This window comes from Myroides sp. A21 (assembly GCF_000807225.1).
Lineage (GTDB): Bacteria > Bacteroidota > Bacteroidia > Flavobacteriales > Flavobacteriaceae > Flavobacterium > Flavobacterium odoratimimum.
This window is the reverse complement of sequence record NZ_CP010327.1, coordinates 3,498,266-3,517,502: the sequence shown is the minus strand read 5'-3', so window position 1 is coordinate 3,517,502 and position 19,237 is coordinate 3,498,266. Positions and strand designations below refer to the sequence as shown.

The window sequence follows — 19,237 nt, the reverse complement described above, 5'->3', positions numbered from 1 at the left end:
ATATCAAAGACAACCAAAGTTTAGTTTGGTTGTCTTTTATTAGTATTTACTAGTTTACAATAACAGTGGAGGGTTAAGCGAACATTTTCGCTACTTTCTCAGCTTTTTTGCTTTCGCTATAGTCGTAGAATCCTTCTCCAGATTTAACTCCTAATTTACCAGCCATTACCATATTTACTAATAGTGGGCATGGAGCATATTTAGGGTTTTTAAATCCGTCATACATTACGTTAAGGATAGAAAGACATACATCTAATCCGATAAAGTCAGCTAGTTGTAATGGTCCCATAGGGTGAGCCATACCTAACTTCATCACAGTATCGATTTCTTCTACACCAGCTACACCGTTGTATAATGTCTCGATAGCTTCATTAATCATCGGCATTAAGATACGGTTCGCTACGAATCCAGGGTAGTCATTTACCTCTGTAGGAACTTTATCTAATGTTTTAGACATATCCATGATTGCTTTAGTCACTTCATCACTCGTGTTGTATCCTCTGATGATTTCTACTAACTTCATGATAGGCACAGGGTTCATAAAGTGCATACCGATTACGCGCTCAGGGTTTTTCACCACAGAAGCGATTTTTGTAATAGAGATAGAAGAAGTATTCGATGCTAAGATTACATTCTCATCACATACTTCGCTCAGTTGTTTAAAGATATTTAGTTTTAACTCTACATTCTCAGTAGCAGCTTCTACTACTAAATCAGCATTCGCTACACCATCTTTAATATCAGTATAGGTAACGATGTTTTCGATAGTTGCTTTTTTGTCCGCTTCAGTGATGCTTCCTTTCGCGATCATACGATCTAAATTCTTAATAATCGTAGTCATTCCTCTTTCGATAGCAGCTTCTGATATATCAATTAAAAGAACTGTAAAACCTTTTTGAGCAAATGTATGTGCAATACCATTTCCCATCGTTCCAGCTCCGATAACAGCAATTTTTTTCATAATGGTTAATTTATATTTTTTGATGTTAATTTATTTTTTCTCCATTGCCTCGATGATTTGGTAAGCTAAGCGCAATGCTTTAGTACCATCATCTAGCGTCACGATAGGCGTAGTTTTATTCACTATCGCGTCATGGAATGTCTCTAACTCGTCTAAGATAGCATTATTCGCTAATACTTCAGGATTGTCGTAATAAATTTGTTTTTTAACTCCTTCAGCATTTTGAAGGATTAGGTCAAAGTCACCTGGTACTTCAGGAGCTTCTTTCATCTTCACTACTTCACACGTCTTCTCTAAGTAATCCACAGAGATATAAGCATCGCGTTGGAAGAAGCGCGACTTACGCATATTCTTCATAGAGATACGGCTAGCAGTGATATTAGCCACACATCCGTTTTCAAACTCTACACGAGCGTTAGAAATATCTGGAGATTCGCTTAGTACAGCTACGCCACTAGCACTTACATGCTTCACAGGAGATTTAACCACACTTAAGATAGCATCTAGATCGTGGATCATTAAGTCTAATACTACAGGTACATCTGTTCCTCTAGGATTAAACTCAGCTAGGCGGTGAGTCTCGATAAACATAGGGTTTTCTATTTTCGGACGTACTGCGATAAACGCTGGGTTAAAACGCTCTACGTGACCTACTTGTCCTAGTACATTATATTTAGCAGCTAATGCGATGATTGCTTCAGCTTCTTCAATAGTCGTTGTAATCGGTTTTTCTAAGAACACATGCTTACCAGCTTCGATAGCTTGTTTAGCACAGTCAAAGTGAGAAAGGGTAGGAGTAACGATATCTACTACATCTACTGCCTGAATTAATTCCTCTATAGTGTCGAATTTTCTATAGCCAAATTCTGCTGCTACTTTTTCAGCATTCTCTTTAAAAGGATCATAAAATCCTACTAGTTCATATTTTTCAGATTGGTTAAGCAAGCGTAGGTGAATTTTACCTAGGTGGCCTGCTCCCAATACTCCAACTTTAAGCATAAAACTATATTTTGAAAACAAAAATATAATTTATTTATCTAAACTTTCAATAAACCTGCTTAAAGTTTTGTTCAATTATATTCTCAGGGCTTATACAGATTGCTTTTGTTAGAAAATATTAGTTATTTTGTGGGAAATAATAATTTAATAGTGAAAGATTCTGCAAAACATCAAGGTCTTAGAAACCAGTTGGTTGAAGTACTTAAGCAAAAAGGAATTGTTGATACCAATGTTTTAGATGCTATCAAGAGGGTACCACGTCATTTATTCTTAGATTCAAGTTTCGAGGATTTTGCATACCAAGATAAGGCTTTTCCTATCGGAGCAGGCCAGACTATTTCGCAACCTTATACTGTAGCTTTTCAATCTCAGTTACTTCAAGTCAAAAAAGAAGATAAAATCTTAGAAATCGGTACGGGTAGTGGATATCAGACTGCTGTACTAGTAGCTATGGGAGCTAGAGTGTACAGTATCGAGAGACAAAACGAATTGTATAAAAAGACTTCAGCTTTATTGCCAAAGTTAGGAATCAGACCTAAGCTTACTACTTTTGGTGATGGGTATAAGGGATTACCTAATTATGCTCCTTTTGATTCTATTATTGTTACAGCAGGTGCTCCTTTTATCCCGCAAGCTTTATTAGGACAAATAAAAGTAGGAGGTAGGCTTATCATTCCCATTGGTGAGGAGAAACAAATCATGACAGAGTTGATCCGTATCAACGAAAAACAGTTTGAAAAATACGAACACGGAGACTTTAAGTTCGTACCCATGCTGGAGAATAAGAATTAGGAATTTAGATTGATTTTAGGATACTAACTATATCTTTTATTATGGTAGTTTAATTATCGTATTTTTTTATTATGTTTATATAACCAATTAAAACATAATAAATTATGAAGAAACTATTTTTCGTAGCAATTGCCTTTGCTACATTTTCAGGAAGCGCATTAGCCTTAGATGTTAATACTTTATTTACGATAAAGTCTAGTACCCATTTATCGTTAGATCAAGATCCTAATGCAGGGCTTGTTTATGCTTATTTAGTTAGACTTGCTGATGGTTGGGAAGTATATGTACAAGGTTATGAATGTGCAGTAGAATTTGCTCAACAACGTGGTGGTACAATTGTAGGAGGAAAATATATGAAGGAGCATGAAGCAATGATGTGTCTTACAGGACCTGGGGAATTATAATTAAAATTAGATAAAAGCTGTTGTCTTTAGATAACAGCTTTTTTTAATAGAAATTAATGTATGTAAAGATCGTTTGTATATAACCAAGACAAAAAACACTTTCTTTTAATAATCTCAATTAGAGATTATTTTAGACTTAAAACTAATGTTGATTAGGATTATTTACTCATAGTTAAATTTTTAACATTTATGATGTTTTTTACAGTGCTAAATGATATCCAATCCCTGTATTTTCAAGTGTTTACAGTTTTTTTGTTAGCCTTGTTCGGGGATTGTTCGGAAAAATGGTTTTTTTTCCGAACAGGTTCCGAACAAATCTAGTCTAAGACCGTATGAATAGAGGGTTTAGATGAAAAAGTATATGTTAAGATTAATGTTAAAATTTAAAATAAGAATTTTACAGATTGACTTTTTTACTGTAATAATGCTGAAGAGTACAACATTGGATATTGGTTCAATTTGTGTGTTTTAAGAAGATACTCACAGAACTTATATGATTGATATATGCAAATATACAGAAAAAAAACTTTAAGTTGTTTTTAGATAAACATTATTAATGACGTGGTATTGTGGAGATGTTTTGTCAGGACATATTCTCATAACATATATATAATCTATTAAGGTAGAGATGCAATATTTTGCATGTCACTTAAACTTTATCAAGTAATCAAAAGTAGGGATACTTTGTGGAGGATAAAAAGAAGAATATAAATAAAAAAAGCATCCGATAAAAGGATGCTTTTATAAGTGTATGTCTTAATACGATTTTTTAAGTCTATCTAGGTCGCGCTTATTATCGCGATCTTTAATTGTTTCTCTCTTGTCATAGTTCTTTTTACCACGAGCTAGAGCGATATCAAGTTTGGCTCTACCTTTATCGTTTAAGAATAGTCTAAGCGGGATGATAGTCAGACCTTTATTCTGAACATCTTTTAGTAGAGATTTTAATTCTTTTTTGTTTAAAAGAAGTTTTCTCTCTGTTTTTGCTTTGTGATTAAAGTGCTTACTATATGCGTATTCTTCTATCTGACTATTGATAACGAATAATTCGTGTCCTTGAAACTCACAAAAGCTTTCAGCGATATTTGCTTTACCTAAACGTATAGACTTGATTTCAGTTCCAGTTAATACAATACCAGCTGTATACTTATCTAGTATTTCGTATTCGAACTTAGCCCTTTTGTTTAAAATGTTTATTGTCTTTTGCATGGGACAAAAATAACAAATTTTTAAAGTGTTTCTACTTTTATGATATAAAAAAAGAGCTACCTCTAGAGATAGCTCTTAAATAGTATGTTTTATAGACCTACTATAGGAAGAAGTATCCTAATGATACCATCCAAGTATTAGGTCTTGCTCCGATTTCTTTGTTTGTTTTGCTGAAGCTTCCGTCATAAGAAACGTCAACAGTGAATGTCAATACATCAACACCAACACCTAAACGGTATCCGATATTGTTTTTGTCAAAGTTTTTGAATTGTACTGCATCGTTGATTTTGCTTCCAGATAATTTGTCATCGATAGTATTTGTGTACACACCACCTGCAAATCCTCTAAGGCTTACCATTGGTAGTTTTAAGAATTTGTGACCGATAACTACTGGTATTTCAAGTTGTTTAGAAGTGCTAGTAGTACTTTCTCCTAAGTTATTTTCAAATTTAGACTTTTTCTCAGCATATAATAATTCTGCTTGGATATATGTTTTTTTGATATCGATTCTAGTCATTGCTCCAATACCAAATCCTGTAGATGCTTTACTACTGTAATCTTTTAAGTCAGTAGAAATATTTGTGAAGTTAGCACCAGCTTTAATACCAAAGTGAATTGGAGAAGGTGTTTGTGCAAATGCAGTTGCTCCAACTAACATAAGAGCACAAGTAAGTGATTGCATGATTTTTTTCATTGTCATTTTTTTTATATTGAAAGACAAAATTAAATAAAAAGTTAATTATTTAAAATGTTTTCTTTGTAGATATTGACGGATTTACATAATATATACACAAAGGGCTGTATTTTTATGATAAACGGTTGTGTTGTTTTTGTATAGAAATCAAATTTTCAGTTTATAGCTAATATTATGAGATTGTATTTGGTTAGGGTTATTAATAGACTTGCTGATTTACTGTTTTTTAAGTATCGTTTATCTTTGGTTAACTTGAATAGAGAGCTTAGACGACAAGATTAGTCTTATGGATATTTCTTAAATCAAAGCTTCTTTTTTTATCCTGTGATAAGGACTTGGTTACTAGTTGATAGTATTGGATCAATAAAGGTTTTTATAGTAAATAAACCAGAATAAACGGAATTTTTAAGTCATAAATATTACATTTGATTATATTGTAACAATTACTATAAAAATGACTATTTCATACCAAAATGCTACAGTAGCAGATTGTGAATTACTAACAGAGACGGCATTAATTTCTAAAAAATATTGGGGGTATAGAGAGGAGTATATGTCGATGTGGACAGATAACCTAACGATCACAGATATTAATTTTAGAAAAGGAGAACTTACCAAATGTTTTTATGCAGGTGAATATATTGGCTTTTTTGAATTAGAAGATAAAGGCCCTTACTTATGTATAGACCATTTCTGGTTATTGCCTAAGTATATTAATAAGGGATATGGACGAATGATCATGTCTCATATCAAAGCGATAGCTAAGTCTAGAGGCTATAAGTATCTAGAGGTGTATGCAGAGCCTAATGCAAATATCTTTTATGAAAAAATGGGAGGTGTGTGCGTGCGTCAGGTTTTGACTAGTGTACCTGGTCGTATGATGAAGATTTATCACCTACCTGTCGTAGAAGAAAAGTGGATAGATCTACATACCGCAGGGCTAGTTGTAGTAAAGGATGGTAAACTACTGCTGGCCTATAGCAATAATAAGAAGGCTTGGTATCTACCTGGAGGAAAGATAGACGAAGGAGAGGGGAGTAGAACTGCTCTGATTCGAGAGATAAAAGAGGAGCTAAACCTAGTATTAGAGGTAGATAGGTTGGCTTTCTTACATCATATCACTGCTCCTGCCTATGGAGAGAAGCTTAATATCATGATGCAACAAGACTGTTATAGTTATAGTCTAAATGGAGAAACTATAGAAGCTACTAATGAAATAGGAGCAGTGAAGTACTTCAGCTTAGAAGAATATAAGAAAGAAGAAGTACAAGTACCAGGGGTACTAATGGTATTCAATATTCTATCATAAGATAAGTAAGACCTAAACATTGTTTAGGTCTTTTTTTTTATTATCTACTCAAGTTTCGCACCAATTTACTTTCACGTAGTAGCCTGATATTTAAAGTGGTAATTATTGGATAAAAGTCCAAAAGATTCAATATTATCAATTATTTTAGTTGTAATATCATGAATATCAATAGACTCTACCAGTTTTTCCAAAACATCAAGTATTAAGGCTACTACAGCTAATAATCTAACGTTCAATTTGTTTTCAATATAATCTTGCTGGAGGTCTTTAAATAGACCTCCAATAGTTTCATAAGCTTCCATTCTATAACGGATACTTATGAGTAAATACTGTATAAACACAATAGTTGTTTGCGCTATCTGAATATCAAAGTTTGTCGATTGAGCTTTACCAAGTCCAAAGAGCTGTTTAGCTTCTTTGAAGAATACTTCTATCGACCATCGGATACTATATATTTCTATTACTTTGACGAATTTTAATGATGTATCTGTAGTTATTAATGTATGCCATTTGCCATTAATGCCACGTCTTGAAATAAATACTTCAACACCAAGTCCCTCAATATTAGTTACATAAGAGTGATAGTAATAGTTAAATTTACGGCATCTTTTTGGTTTTTTGTCTTGTTTTTTAAGCTGTGAAATCGTTTTAATCCTCGACTGAACTTCAATCTTGCTATTGTATTTATACATACCAATAATATGAGTTTTCCCACAGATACTACGTAGTTTTTTGAGTAGACTTATACTTGTAAACCAAGTGTCTGTCAAAATATAATCCACTGTTATTTTGCGCTTTATCACTCTTGAAAACATTTGTACTAATACATCTGTCTTCTTTTTGTTGAGTTCTAAATATCTTTTTGCAGCAACGGTTTTCGAGCATCGAGGAGTCTTTTTTTGAGCTTGACGTTGTTTTGCAGTTAAACCATATTTCAGTTTTGACTTTTTGCTTTCACGGTGTAAACTAAAATCTACTGGAATAAATACGCTACCATTCCAATATCCTGCTACTAAAATCTTGTATCCCAAGTAGAAACTCTTTGATACATGATTGTATATTTTTGAAACACCTTCAATTGTTTTACCTGTTTTAGCCAGGTCAGAATCATCAAAAATCAAGCATTTTGTAGCATCTTTTTCAGGTGTAAAAAGTTCTTCTTTAAGTAAATATTGCATGACAAACTGAAATAAGAATGATCTCCAGTCAATGTTTTGATTCGACAATAGACGGTAGTAAGAATCTTTACCACAATTATTTATATCAGCGTCTTTATTCTTAGATAAAGAAAACACAGAACTAATACCGATAATGGGAAGTATTAAAAGTATGGAAATTAAGTCCTTAAATGTATAACCCGATTTTTTACACCAATCAAACTGTTTTGTTATCTTATTAAAGCCTAATATGTTTAAATGTGAATTTAAATATTCAGAACTCAACCAAACCTTTTTGAACTTTCCTTTTATTTCTTGAACTTTAGTAATATCTTCGTATTGTAGCATGTTGTGTACTTTGTGTGTAGTAACTTAAAGATACAATAAAACCAAGGGATTACCTTGGTTTACATGCTATTTTTTCACTTCTATAAGCCCCAGTTTTGGGTGCGAAACTTCAGTTATCTATAAAAAATAAGAGGTTCTTATTGGAAGATAAGAGCCTCCATAGTTATATTAGGTATCTGTATTAGAATTTATACACGCTACGCAAAGTCTCCTGACTTTGAGTTGTATGTATTATGTAGTTCTCACGCTACGCAAAGTCTCCTGACTTTGAGTTATATGCATTATGTAGAGTTTCTTAATTTTGAGTGAAATAAACTTTACAAATAACCATATTTTAGTTATTATGTTTATTTTAGATATATAAATTATGCTAGTCAAATTCTCAATTTTTTTAAGAAAATGAAAGAAGGTTATATCATAAGGGATCAGGAAAAAATTCATTTTATCACTTGTACTATTGTAGGCTGGATAGATGTTTTTACTAGAAAAAGATATAGGGATATAATAATTTCATCATTAGAGTATTGTATAAAGGAAAAAGGAATGCTCCTATATGGATATGTAATTATGAGTAATCACATACACCTTATTATTCAATCTAGTAATAGTAAGTTGTCAGATTTGATAAGAGATTTCAAGAAGTTTACATCAAAAAATATTTTAGAAGCGATATTAAATGAACCTGAAAGTAGAAAAGAATGGATGTTGAAATTGTTTAAGGAAGCAATAGAAAGTCACTGTCGAAATAAGAATTATCAGTTATGGCAATATGGTAATCATGCAGAGGAAGTAAACTCATTAGAATTTTTATGGGATAAATTGAATTATATTCATCTAAATCCTGTTAGAGCAGGTATAGTAGAGAAAAGTCATCATTATATTTATTCTTCAGCTAGTAATTATGTTGAAAATAGAGGTTTATTAAATATAGTATTAGTTGATAATCCAATCGTGGATGTGACCAAACCAAATCAATTTTGGAAATATAATGCATATGATGATTAAACTCAAAGCCGGGAGACTTTGTGCAACGTGTGTGTAAAGCTCAAAGTCAGGAGACTTTGCGTAGCGTGTGTAAAGCTCAAAGTCGGGAGACTTTGCGCAGCGTGTGTATAGCTCAAAGTCGGAAGACTTTGCACATCGTGTGTAAAGCTCAAAGTCAGGAGACTTTGTGCAACGTGTGTATGATAAAATATTCAAAGTGTATAAACGTTATATATTCATAGTTAATCATTAGGATGATATGATATTATACTTCTTTGCTGCTCTCGTACTTTTTATAGGTTTTATATTTTTTGTTCATCATACATTTAAAACAATAAAGCCTAATGCACCTAAGTGGGAATACACTGTTGCGAGTTTTTACTTTATTACTTTTATTGTGTTTGTCATGTTAATGGTGTTTGGTTATAATACGAGGTATAATGAGCAATTGGATTTGATAGATGGTGGTGACTATGAGTTCTTAGGAGAGAATCACATATTTACATATTTTGTCTATTTCATATTATATCATATAGCCATATTAATGTTTTGGAGAAAAAGTAACAAATTACCTCCTTTACAGTTAAGCATTGGACTGTCTATTTTGTTGATTGGTATTGTTTTAAATATTTTTATTCTAATCCAGTTAGTAGGTCATGATCTCAGCCTTATTCCATATAGTAATTTGAAAGCAAGGATACCTTTCTTGTTTATGTTTTTCCCCTTTTTAGCATTGATATTAGGTGCGAGTATATTAGTGAATATCCTGAAGCTAGAGCATAAAGAGGCTAAAGATAAAGTGTTTAAGCATAGGTTTTTGAATATCTGTAATAATTGGTTAGGCAATAACCTAGTCTTCGTAGAAAGTCTCGTGATTTGTGCTCCCTTAATTGTATTGATTACGATTATACTTAAGATTTTTGGGCAGGATTATGATTCGCTTAGCAAGGCATTTACAGAAACGGCTACATGGACTTTCTCACAGCATCTACCTCCAGCACCTAAAGACCATCAAGGACATTATCTATGTACTGTAGCAGCTAGTGGAACGCCAAGTATCGTTAAACCTTTAAGAGAAGGTAATAGACATGGTTATGTAATCATGGTCAATAGACAACTTTTAATAGCGAATGCCTTTGAAGAACTTGTCCAAGATATCTCTCCTAGACTTCATCGCATCATCCGTATGAACTATGATAAGTATGGATATGATCTATGTAAGAAGATTACTTCAGCTAGGCGTGCTAATGCAATATATATCTTAATGAAGCCTTTAGAATGGTTGTTTTTGGTATGTTTATACCTGTTTTGTACTGATCCTGAGGGGAAGATCAAGAGGCAGTATAGTTAAGACTTATAAAAAATAAGAGGCTCTTATCATCCAATAAGAGCCTCTCTAGTTATATAATGTATCTGTATTAGAATTTATATCCTACAGATAATTGAAGTACCCCATTTCTTGAAGCATCTCCTTCTTTGTTAACTTTACTAAGACCTACATTATATCTAGTATCAAAGAATATTCCGTTAGATAATTCGTATCCAGCTCCAAGCCCTAATCCAAACTCAAAAGACTTAACATTCTCTTTAATATCTTCCATATGGTTTTTTGCAGTTACATTGAATGCAAATTGAGGACCTGCCTGTACATTAAGCCCTTTTACGATATAGTATTTGGCAATTATTGGTATTGTAATATAATCTAGTTTTAATGTTTCTGTTTTAGTTTTAGAAGAGTAAAAGTTATAACCTTCTATAGTTTCAGTATAATCATATCTAGCTCCTTGTGCTGAATATAGTAATTCTGGTTGAATAGAGAACTTTTCATTGATAAAAATTTCTGCAACGGCTCCAATGTGAAAAGCTGGACGTGATGAAGATTCGTCGAGATTACTAATGTTAGAAATACTCAAACCTCCTTTTGCTCCGATTTTTACATCTGGAGTCTGTGCATTTGCAGAAAAACCTATTGCTAGGGCTGCAATTAATGATAAAGTAATTTTTCTCATATTTTTAATGTATTGTTAAATTTAACGTAAAACTAGTGCGAATTTTTCATAAAAACAAGGGTTGTGAAGTGGTTATATGACAAAATGAGAATAGGTGATTGTGTAATAGATTGAAAACGAGCGAATTTATTGACTTAAATCAAAGCTTTTTATTTAGAACAATTCTATCTTTGCAACATGAGTTTGATAAAAATACTTAAACAGATAAAGCCTTTTGTAATGCCCTATAAAAGGTTAATCATAGGGACATTGGTATTGACAGCCGTTGGGTCCTTCGCAGTGCAGGTAAATGCACTTATTATTCGCTCCATGGTGGATACGTTAAATGATGTGGTAAGTGGAGTGAAGGATTTGGCTTGGGGGTATAAGATGCTTGTTTTTAGTACTGTTGTTCTTATTGTAAAAGAAATTTTAAATGCCTTTATACAGTTTGGACAGAAGTTTTTTGGAGAGAAACTGCGTATTTATGTTTCTAGAGATATTTCACAGTTAGTGGTTACGAAGATATTAACCTATCGTATGGCTTTCTATACCTCTGATGAGAATGATAGTGGTAAGCTACAGACTCGTATAGATCAAGGAGTAGGGAGTATTACTAGATTGATTCAGAACTTTTTTATCGATATCTTGCCTTTGTTTGCTAATGCTATAGTAGCTTTAGTGTTTATTTATACAGCTAATGTGTATGTAGGTATAGTTAGTACAGCGATGATTCCTTTATACTTCTATGTGAGTCAGCTTCAGGCTAGCAAATTAAAAGGTTTTAGAAGAAAAATGCGTAGCTATAGAGAGAATAAAAACAATGGTATTATCTCTCTGATTAATTCTATTACTGTGATTAAGTCTTTTGTGAGAGAGCCTTTAGAAGCGGAGAAGCATGAAGAGATTCAATATGATATGACAGAGAATCAGTTGCAAACTAGACGTATGAGTTTTGTCTTTGATGCTGTAAAAGGATTTATTGAGCAGTTTGGGCTTGTAGTGATTATTCTGATGACAGCTTACTTTGTTCTCAAAGGAGAGATGACGGTAGGAGCTATTATGTTTCACGTCTTATTATTTAATAATGTTACGGCTCCTATTAGACAGCTTCACCGTATCTATGATGATGTAAATGATGCGATGATATACTCAGAGACTTTCTTTGAGATCATTAATGCTGATCACGAAGTAGAAACAACAGGTACTTATGTTCCTACCGAAATTAAAGGGAGGATAGAGATTAAGAATGTTTCTTTTGATTATCCTAATGGGACAAGCGCTTTAAAAGAAGTGTCTATGACGATAGAACCTAATCAAACTACTGCTCTTGTAGGGCTGAGTGGAGCAGGTAAGAGTACAGTGATTAATTTATTAGATAAGTTCTATGCTCCTACTTCTGGACAAATACTATTAGATGGTGTAGATCTAAGAGAATACGATACTAAAGAACTTCGTAAGCACATAGGCCTTGTACTTCAGAAGAATCACATATTCCAAGGTAGTATAGCAGAGAATATACGTTATGGTAATCCTGATGCAACTATAGAGGAAGTAGAGTTGGCAGCTAAAAAGGCATACATACACGAGCAGATCATAGATCTTCCTCAAGGCTATGAGTCTGATGCTCGCCTGCTATCAGGGGGACAACAACAGCGTATTGCTATAGCGAGGTTGTTCTTAAAAGATCCTGCTATTATTTTCTTAGATGAGCCTACAGCTAGTTTAGATGCTATCGCTACGGAGCAGATCAAGAAGAGTCTTGATGCGATTAAGGAGAATAGAACAGTTATTATTGTTTCGCATAGTATCTCTCAGATTATAGATGCTCATGATATCGTAGTGATGGAAAAAGGAAGAGTAGTGGAGAATGGTAAGCATGAGGAGCTGTATGAGAATAAGAATACCTATTATGAGATCTTCTCTGCTATGGCAAATAGCTTGAACCTAGAGAAAATATCACAAACGTTACATCAAGATTAAGAATAAACATTTATAAATTAGGTTGTGTAATAGAGCCACTGCGTATGCGGTGGCTTTATTTTTTATAAAGCGTTTTTATTAAACTATGTTCGTGGAATTAGTTACTAATATTCTGTATTTGATTCAGAATCTTTCTAATATATAGAATGATATATAGAGTACACTACATGTGCAGTGGCTATGTTTTTTCTGGTAAATATGTGTGTTTTTTCTGTTGAAACACAATTTTAAGAGTCACCCAATGTGATTTTAGGTAAATTTAACATAATTTGATTTTTATAAGACTCTGCTCTACTATTAGGTTAATAGGTTGTGTTATATTGTTTGTATAAATGTATTTTTGTTAAATTATTTTATGTAATTAACTTTTTTTATGATTAAAAATTAATCACTTTTGGTGATTTTATGATTTATTAGTTATTCTGATTTTGAATTGATTATAGAGATCTATATGTTTGAATCACTAACTAATCAATTTTTTTTATGAAAAAATCAAAACTTAATTGGTTAATGGTAGGTTGCTTTGCATTGACTGCACAGATGGGTTTTGCACAAGGTAAAACATTAACAGGTGTAGTAAATGAGGAGGGAATACCATTACCAGGGGTTTCTGTAATCATACAGGGAACTCAAAAGGGAACTCAGACAGATTTAGACGGGAAATATTCTATTAGTGTACAACCTGGTGATAAACTAGTTTTTAGTTTTATCGGTATGGATGATAGGGTGTATACAGTAGGAGAAGCTATCGTATATAATCTATCTATGAGCCAAACAACTCATGAATTAGAAAACCTGATTGTACTAGCGTATGGTCAGGCAAAAAAGAGAAATGAGATCACAGGTAATGTTGTTGCAGTAAAGGGAGATGTAATAGCCAATACGCCTGTAGTTTCAATAGATCAAGCCTTGCAAGGTAGAGTAGCAGGACTACAGATGGCTGCAACCTCTGGTTCTCCAGGATCTATGCAAAATATTCGTATTCGTGGTCGAAACTCTATTTCTGCATCAAACGAACCACTGTATGTGATAGATGGTATTCCTATGGTAAATACCAATATCTCTGGTAATACAGATGGAACATCTTTGTCTGCTTTATCATCTATCAGTTCAAATGATATTGAATCAATGACTGTTTTAAAAGATGCTGCCGCAACTTCTGCTTATGGTGCAAGAGGGTCAAATGGTGTTATTCTAATCACTACCAAACAAGGTAGACAAGGAAAACCTCAGTTTAATTTTAAAACAAGTATAGGGATTCAAAACCCAGCACGTAAAGGTCCAAAATATCTATCTGGAGAACAGAAGAAAGATTTATGGATGGAAGCTATTTTCAATACTTATGGAAGTAGCAATGGATTTACTAAGGATGGGGCATGGGACTGGTATATAGGACCAGATAATAGAAGCATAAGAGTAAATCCAGAATTAGTAGGTTGGGTTAATGGTGGTTCGGCAGATAATAATTGGAAAGAGGCGGTTCGGATAAAAGACGCTAATATGTCTATTATTGATTTTTCTGTTAGTGGAGGAGATGAAAAAGGAACATATTTCGGATCAGTGAATCACGAAAAATATGATGGTACAGTAATTGGAACCGACTTTAGAAAGGTAAATGGAAACTTCCGCTTTACAAGAAAACTGTCTGATAAATTTGATATTAATATCGGAGCTATGGTTTCTAATATAAAACAGAACGGAGTACTAGAAGGTGGGGCATTCTTTTCTAATCCTAACTTGACTCGTAGTTTTATGAGTCCATGGTTTGACATTTATAACAAGGACGGTAGTTATAATTTATCACAATCTTATAGTGGCTTACCAAACATCTTATATGTGATAGACGAAAATAAATATCAAAATGATATAACTAGAGTAATCTCTAATAATTCGCTAGGATATAAGATATTAGATAACCTTAAGTTTGAGTCTACTATTAATTTAGACTATACTTTATCTAATTATTCTCAATATTATAATCCTATACATGGGGATGGTAGAGGCGTAAGAGGAAGAGCTTCTGAAGCAGACCGAAAAGTATTTAACTATGTATGGCAAAATTCTTTAGACTATAGTTTCTATCTAGGTGACTTGCATAAATTTAATGCAAAAGCCTTAATGGAGTTTCAGAAGAATAAATATGATTATTTAGCAGGAGGAGGACAGGTATTACCTCCAGGATTAACAAGTGTAGGTAGTACTGCTGCTAACTTTAGTGCTAGTTCACTACACGAAGAGTGGTCACAGATTAGCTATTTAGGAATGTTGAATTATGCTTATGACAATCGTTATTTATTAGATTTTACTCTTAGGAGAGAGGGATCTTCTCGATTCTCTAAAGATGAAAGATGGGGAACATTTTATGCTATAGGGGCAGCGTGGAATATCACTTCAGAAGATTTTATGAAGGATATAGATGTTCTGAGTATGTTGCGCCTTAGAGGTTCTTTTGGAACGACTGGAAATGCTGGTGTGACACTGAATAGTTATCAACAAATGGTCAGTGCTGGGACATATAATGGAGAGGCAGGATTATACATTAGTCAAATAGGGGGACCATTAGGATGGGAAAAGCAAAGAAAGTTAGACTTTGGACTTGAATTCGGATTATTTGAAGATAGAATATCAGGAGGAGTAGCCTATTTTAAAAGTACCACAAGAGATTTGCTGTATTCTCTTCCACTGTCTGGAACAACTGGTTTCTCAAGCCAATGGACTAATCTAGGGGATTTAAAAAATACAGGTATTGAAGTAGAGTTAAATTTTGATATCATTAGAAGCCAGGACTTAAATTGGTCAATAGGAGGAAATCTAGGAACCGTTAAGAACGAAGTAACTAAAATGCCTGTTGTAGATGGTAAGCCATTAGAAGTATTAGGTAGCTACACCGCTTTAGTAGAGGGGAAAGCAGTAAATACATGGCGATTAAAAGAATATGCAGGAGTAAATCCAGAAAATGGATTAGCTCAATGGTATATGGCTGATGGCAGTAAAACAACAAATTATAATGAGGCAGAACAAAGATTTCAAAATGCTAATGCTTTGCCGAAAGTTACTGGAGGTATTAATACTCATCTTGATTATAAAGGATTTTATCTAGATGCTTTATTCACTTTTGCTACAGGATATAAAGTTTATGATAGTTGGGCTGGATATACGAACACGGTTAATGGAACATCTTTAAATACGTATAATGGAACCACTGAGCTATTAGAAAGATGGCAAAATCCTGGTGACATAACAGATGTACCTAAACTGACTACTTCTGGAGGTGATACTTATACTTCTCCAAGTACAAGGTTTTTATATGATGGGGATCATATTCGTTTAAGACAAATCACATTGGGATATAATTTAGATAAGCGCTTTGCACAAGCAATGAAATTAGATGGCGTGAATTTATCAGTATCAGCAATTAATCCATTCACTTGGGTGAAAGATAGTAGATTAAAGGGAGATCCTGAAGTAGATGCAACAGGTTATATAGAGATGGCATCACCTCCTATTAAGTCTGTAGTGTTTTCGTTAAACGTTAAATTTTAAGTAGAAGATGAAAAGAAATATTAGAAAAATATTGTTATCAGTATCAATATTAATAGTAGGATTAGGCATTACGTCTTGCTCTTTAGATACAGAACAAAGTAGTCGAGTAGATAATGAAAAGAATCCAATACGTACTTTTGAAGAATTAGAGGCAGGTATTATAGGTTCTTATACTAGAATGACTAGTGAAACATATTATGGTCGTGATATTATTATTTTTTCTGAAAGTAGAACTCCTTATTGTTACTCAGAAGGAAACTCAGGAAGGTTTCATAATGTATCAGGATTTGCCTTACAGGTAAATCACGCTTATCCCGCAGATACATGGAGACAAATTTATAGAGTGATTTCCAATACGAATAGAGTATTAGAGGCAGAAATAGGGGGTGACGAAGGAGTAATAGATTATTTTAAAGGACAAGGGTATATAATAAGAGCATTAGCTCACTATGATCTTTTACGTCTTTTCGGAGAGCAATATGTGGATAATAGTGGATTAACAGCTTTGGGAATTCCTTATATAACAGAATTTGGAAAAACATCAGCTAATGTTGAAAGACCAACAGTAGCTATAAATATGAAATCTATTTTTGATGATTTAGACAAAGGAATTGATTTAATGAAAAAAGCTCAGAGTAACGCAAGTGCTAAGGTTTCTAAAGTTAAAATCAACTTAGCAGCAGCCTATGGTTATAAATCTAGGGTAGCTCTTTTCTTTGCACATTACAATTCTTCTTTATACGATGATGTAGCTGAGAATGCAGAGTTAGCTATAAAAGAAGCTGAAAAAATGAATGTTGTGGTGGCTTCAAGAACAGGTTTTTTAGATGCTTATACAACAGAAGGAATCGGAAGTAACTCTATCTTCGAATTGGCACAGTCAGGTACAGATAATAGAGGAACGAATAGTTTGAGATATATTTATAATACAGCTAATGGGGTTGGTTATGGAGATGTAAGATGGAATGCCTTATCTCCTATTGCTTCATTCTTTCCAGAAACAGAGTCTACATTTAACGTAAGTGATATTCGTCGTAATATAATAGATGAAGTAGGAGGTGTAATGCGTAATACAGGAAAGTATACGAAGAATGAATCAAATATTAAAATGATGAGAATAGAAGAGATGATGTTTAATTACATTGAATCAGCTGTTAAGGGGGCTTCTAAAGCAAATACTGCTACTGCATTAGGATATTTGAATGAAATAGTAGAAAACCGTGTTTTATTAATAGACCCTACTATAGAGAATGACCCTGGAACACCTAAAAAATATACTGCATTAGATTTTGAATCAGTTAAAAAAGAGCGTACTAGAGAACTTATGTTTGAAGGATTAGGTTATGAGGATTTAATGAGATGGGAAGGTGAAGTTAGAAATCCTAGAACTACATCTAATACTAATTTAACTGGAGGAGTATTAAAATATGGTAATGCATTAACAGCCTTTCCAATTCCTCTATCAGAAATTAATGTGAGTAAAATAGAACAGAATCAAGCTTATAGATAAACATTGATTAGTTGGTAAATACAACTTTATAAAAGTTGTATTTTAAAAATTAGTCCATAATATTTCAATTAGTTAGTAATATTGAAATATTTCAACCCCATTCATAACGAGTGGGGTTGTTTGTTTTTAATGATTTTATTGACTTATGTCAATGTTTTAGGGTTGTAGACAGTTGATATTTGCTGAACCAAAAGATCAAAAATTATTAGTGTCTCTCAAGAGATAAAGTCGGAAAAGCTAATAATTATAGTTCAAAAAAGATACCGCCAACCTGATATAAGATTATACATATTATGTGATTTAGACTCTCACAAGTATAGGTTGTGTAATAAAGCCACTGCTTAGGCGGTGGCTTTATTTTTTGAGTGTGCACTAAGGTTTTTTGAGTGTGTACTAAGGTTTTTTGACTTACGTCAATGTTTTTCGAGGTTAGGAAGAAGAACTTTGTCTCATCAATAAATAAAAAATAAAAGAATGAAAACGAAGTATTATAAGTATGTAAATACGCTATTTGTGGTTATTCCGATGACCCTTATTATGGCCTTTGTAGGGTTGATTAGAAATTATGGTTTTGGAGATGGGTGGTTCTTTATGTTTTTAAAAGCATGGAGTGTAATGTTGCCAGTGGCTTATGCCTCAGCCTTTCTAATTATTCCTCGAGCGCGCAAATATGCAGAGAGACTAATAAAAGAGTAAAATATGAATACATTAGAAAATGCCCTTAACCAATTTGGTTGGGATAGTCAAGAAAGAGTTAATCAAGCGTTGAGTTTTTTAAAGAGCGGTAAAGGTGTTCTTTTATTAGACGATCAAGATAGAGAGAATGAAGGAGATATCATCTTCTCAGCACATTTAATGTCAGAACAGGATATGGCGATGATGATTCGTTACTGTAGTGGGGTGGTGTGTTTATGTCTAACAAATGATAAAGCAGACGAATTAGAGCTTCCTTATATGGTGACAGAGAATAGTTCCAGATTTCAAACCCCTTTCACGGTAACTATAGAAGCTGCAGAAGGGGTAACTACAGGATTATCTGCTGCAGACCGATTAACTACCGTAAGAGCAGCAAGTGATAAGAATGCTAAACCAGCTGATCTAGCACGTCCAGGACATATATTTCCATTAAGAGCAAAAAATGGAGGAGTATTAGAGCGTAATGGACATACTGAAGGAGCGATTGACTTAATGAAGTTAGCTGGTCTACCTCCTCAAGCAGTATTATGTGAATTAATGAATGACGATGGTACAATGGCAAGATTACCAGAGGTAGTGGAGTTTGCAAAAGAGCACAAAATGATGGTGTTAAGTATAGCAGACTTAGTATATTACCGTACTTTTGTCACAGAAAAATAA

General features: G+C 33.4%; 16 protein-coding genes. 10 read left to right on the top strand and 6 right to left on the bottom strand.

Translation table 11 applies throughout. The annotated features are described in order from the left end of the window. Positions 1–73 precede the first annotated feature (73 nt). Together MYRA21_RS15740 and MYRA21_RS15735 are read right to left on the bottom strand one after the other, a co-directional pair. Entirely contained in the window at positions 74–961 is an 888-nt protein-coding gene (locus MYRA21_RS15740; RefSeq protein ID WP_006263756.1) for a 3-hydroxyacyl-CoA dehydrogenase family protein, read from the bottom strand. Between the two features lie 30 nt (positions 962–991). After that, positions 992–1,960 carry a Gfo/Idh/MocA family protein gene (locus MYRA21_RS15735; protein WP_006259982.1) on the bottom strand — a complete coding sequence of 323 codons (969 nt, stop codon included), beginning with the start codon at positions 1,958–1,960 and terminating at the stop codon, positions 992–994. Positions 1,961–2,110: 150 nt separating this feature from the next. Here MYRA21_RS15735 and MYRA21_RS15730 point away from each other — a divergent pair, with 150 nt between their 5' ends. Next, on the top strand, positions 2,111–2,752 hold the full coding sequence (locus tag MYRA21_RS15730) for a protein-L-isoaspartate(D-aspartate) O-methyltransferase (protein ID WP_025124812.1): 642 nt from the start codon (positions 2,111–2,113) through the stop codon (positions 2,750–2,752). Positions 2,753–2,856: 104 nt separating this feature from the next. Further along, positions 2,857–3,156 (top strand): hypothetical protein, encoded by a 300-nt coding sequence (locus MYRA21_RS15725; protein WP_039329726.1) that lies wholly within the window; start codon positions 2,857–2,859, stop codon positions 3,154–3,156. Between the two features lie 756 nt (positions 3,157–3,912). On the opposite strand, the gene smpB is transcribed toward MYRA21_RS15725, so the two are convergent. Further along, positions 3,913–4,365 carry an SsrA-binding protein SmpB gene (smpB, locus tag MYRA21_RS15720; RefSeq protein WP_006259985.1) on the bottom strand — a complete coding sequence of 151 codons (453 nt, stop codon included), beginning with the start codon at positions 4,363–4,365 and terminating at the stop codon, positions 3,913–3,915. Positions 4,366–4,465: 100 nt separating this feature from the next. Then, complete coding sequence (locus MYRA21_RS15715; RefSeq protein ID WP_006259986.1) at positions 4,466–5,059, bottom strand: porin family protein; 594 nt, start codon at positions 5,057–5,059, stop codon at positions 4,466–4,468. Positions 5,060–5,513: 454 nt separating this feature from the next. Between MYRA21_RS15715 and MYRA21_RS15710 the strand changes: the two genes are divergently transcribed. Continuing rightward, positions 5,514–6,368 carry a GNAT family N-acetyltransferase gene (locus MYRA21_RS15710; protein ID WP_039329724.1) on the top strand — a complete coding sequence of 285 codons (855 nt, stop codon included), beginning with the start codon at positions 5,514–5,516 and terminating at the stop codon, positions 6,366–6,368. A gap of 71 nt (positions 6,369–6,439) precedes the next feature. Here the strand turns inward: MYRA21_RS15710 and MYRA21_RS15705 are convergent, their stop codons facing one another. Next, positions 6,440–7,873 (bottom strand): transposase, encoded by a 1,434-nt coding sequence (locus MYRA21_RS15705; RefSeq protein WP_039328952.1) that lies wholly within the window; start codon positions 7,871–7,873, stop codon positions 6,440–6,442. Between the two features lie 399 nt (positions 7,874–8,272). Here MYRA21_RS15705 and MYRA21_RS15700 point away from each other — a divergent pair, with 399 nt between their 5' ends. Next, complete coding sequence (locus MYRA21_RS15700; protein WP_039329722.1) at positions 8,273–8,878, top strand: transposase; 606 nt, start codon at positions 8,273–8,275, stop codon at positions 8,876–8,878. Between the two features lie 238 nt (positions 8,879–9,116). Next, on the top strand, positions 9,117–10,208 hold the full coding sequence (locus tag MYRA21_RS15695) for a DUF6688 family protein (RefSeq protein WP_052237548.1): 1,092 nt from the start codon (positions 9,117–9,119) through the stop codon (positions 10,206–10,208). 67 nt (positions 10,209–10,275) lie between these two features. Here MYRA21_RS15695 and MYRA21_RS15690 read toward each other — a convergent pair whose 3' ends face one another. Continuing rightward, a complete protein-coding gene (locus MYRA21_RS15690) occupies positions 10,276–10,866 on the bottom strand; it encodes a porin family protein (RefSeq protein WP_039329720.1) in 591 nt (196 codons plus the stop codon). Positions 10,867–11,043: 177 nt separating this feature from the next. Here MYRA21_RS15690 and MYRA21_RS15685 point away from each other — a divergent pair, with 177 nt between their 5' ends. The 5 genes from MYRA21_RS15685 (at position 11,044) to ribB (ending at position 19,237) form a co-directional block, all read left to right on the top strand. After that, positions 11,044–12,828, top strand: a complete 1,785-nt coding sequence (locus MYRA21_RS15685; RefSeq protein WP_039329718.1) for an ABC transporter ATP-binding protein — start codon at positions 11,044–11,046, stop codon at positions 12,826–12,828. A gap of 483 nt (positions 12,829–13,311) precedes the next feature. Continuing rightward, positions 13,312–16,371, top strand: a complete 3,060-nt coding sequence (locus tag MYRA21_RS15680; RefSeq protein ID WP_039329716.1) for a SusC/RagA family TonB-linked outer membrane protein — start codon at positions 13,312–13,314, stop codon at positions 16,369–16,371. 7 nt (positions 16,372–16,378) lie between these two features. After that, on the top strand, positions 16,379–17,881 hold the full coding sequence (locus MYRA21_RS15675; RefSeq protein WP_039329709.1) for a RagB/SusD family nutrient uptake outer membrane protein: 1,503 nt from the start codon (positions 16,379–16,381) through the stop codon (positions 17,879–17,881). Positions 17,882–18,355: 474 nt separating this feature from the next. Next, positions 18,356–18,577 (top strand): DUF2798 domain-containing protein, encoded by a 222-nt coding sequence (locus MYRA21_RS15670; protein ID WP_006259990.1) that lies wholly within the window; start codon positions 18,356–18,358, stop codon positions 18,575–18,577. A 3-nt stretch (positions 18,578–18,580) separates the two neighbouring features. Then, positions 18,581–19,237 carry a 3,4-dihydroxy-2-butanone-4-phosphate synthase gene (ribB, locus tag MYRA21_RS15665; RefSeq protein ID WP_006263747.1) on the top strand — a complete coding sequence of 219 codons (657 nt, stop codon included), beginning with the start codon at positions 18,581–18,583 and terminating at the stop codon, positions 19,235–19,237.

Bases quoted from the DNA above. Each gene is read 5' to 3' on its own strand.
- MYRA21_RS15740 (WP_006263756.1), bottom strand. From the start codon at position 961: ATGAAAAAAATTGCTGTTATCGGAGCTGGAACGATGGGAAATGGTATT.
- MYRA21_RS15735 (WP_006259982.1), bottom strand. From the start codon at position 1,960: ATGCTTAAAGTTGGAGTATTGGGAGCAGGCCACCTAGGTAAAATTCAC.
- MYRA21_RS15725 (WP_039329726.1), top strand. From the start codon at position 2,857: ATGAAGAAACTATTTTTCGTAGCAATTGCCTTTGCTACATTTTCAGGA.
- smpB (WP_006259985.1), bottom strand. From the start codon at position 4,365: ATGCAAAAGACAATAAACATTTTAAACAAAAGGGCTAAGTTCGAATAC.
- MYRA21_RS15715 (WP_006259986.1), bottom strand. From the start codon at position 5,059: ATGAAAAAAATCATGCAATCACTTACTTGTGCTCTTATGTTAGTTGGA.
- MYRA21_RS15710 (WP_039329724.1), top strand. From the start codon at position 5,514: ATGACTATTTCATACCAAAATGCTACAGTAGCAGATTGTGAATTACTA.
- MYRA21_RS15705 (WP_039328952.1), bottom strand. From the start codon at position 7,873: ATGCTACAATACGAAGATATTACTAAAGTTCAAGAAATAAAAGGAAAG.
- MYRA21_RS15700 (WP_039329722.1), top strand. From the start codon at position 8,273: ATGAAAGAAGGTTATATCATAAGGGATCAGGAAAAAATTCATTTTATC.
- MYRA21_RS15695 (WP_052237548.1), top strand. From the start codon at position 9,117: ATGATATTATACTTCTTTGCTGCTCTCGTACTTTTTATAGGTTTTATA.
- MYRA21_RS15690 (WP_039329720.1), bottom strand. From the start codon at position 10,866: ATGAGAAAAATTACTTTATCATTAATTGCAGCCCTAGCAATAGGTTTT.
- MYRA21_RS15685 (WP_039329718.1), top strand. From the start codon at position 11,044: ATGAGTTTGATAAAAATACTTAAACAGATAAAGCCTTTTGTAATGCCC.
- MYRA21_RS15680 (WP_039329716.1), top strand. From the start codon at position 13,312: ATGAAAAAATCAAAACTTAATTGGTTAATGGTAGGTTGCTTTGCATTG.
- MYRA21_RS15675 (WP_039329709.1), top strand. From the start codon at position 16,379: ATGAAAAGAAATATTAGAAAAATATTGTTATCAGTATCAATATTAATA.
- MYRA21_RS15670 (WP_006259990.1), top strand. From the start codon at position 18,356: ATGAAAACGAAGTATTATAAGTATGTAAATACGCTATTTGTGGTTATT.
- ribB (WP_006263747.1), top strand. From the start codon at position 18,581: ATGAATACATTAGAAAATGCCCTTAACCAATTTGGTTGGGATAGTCAA.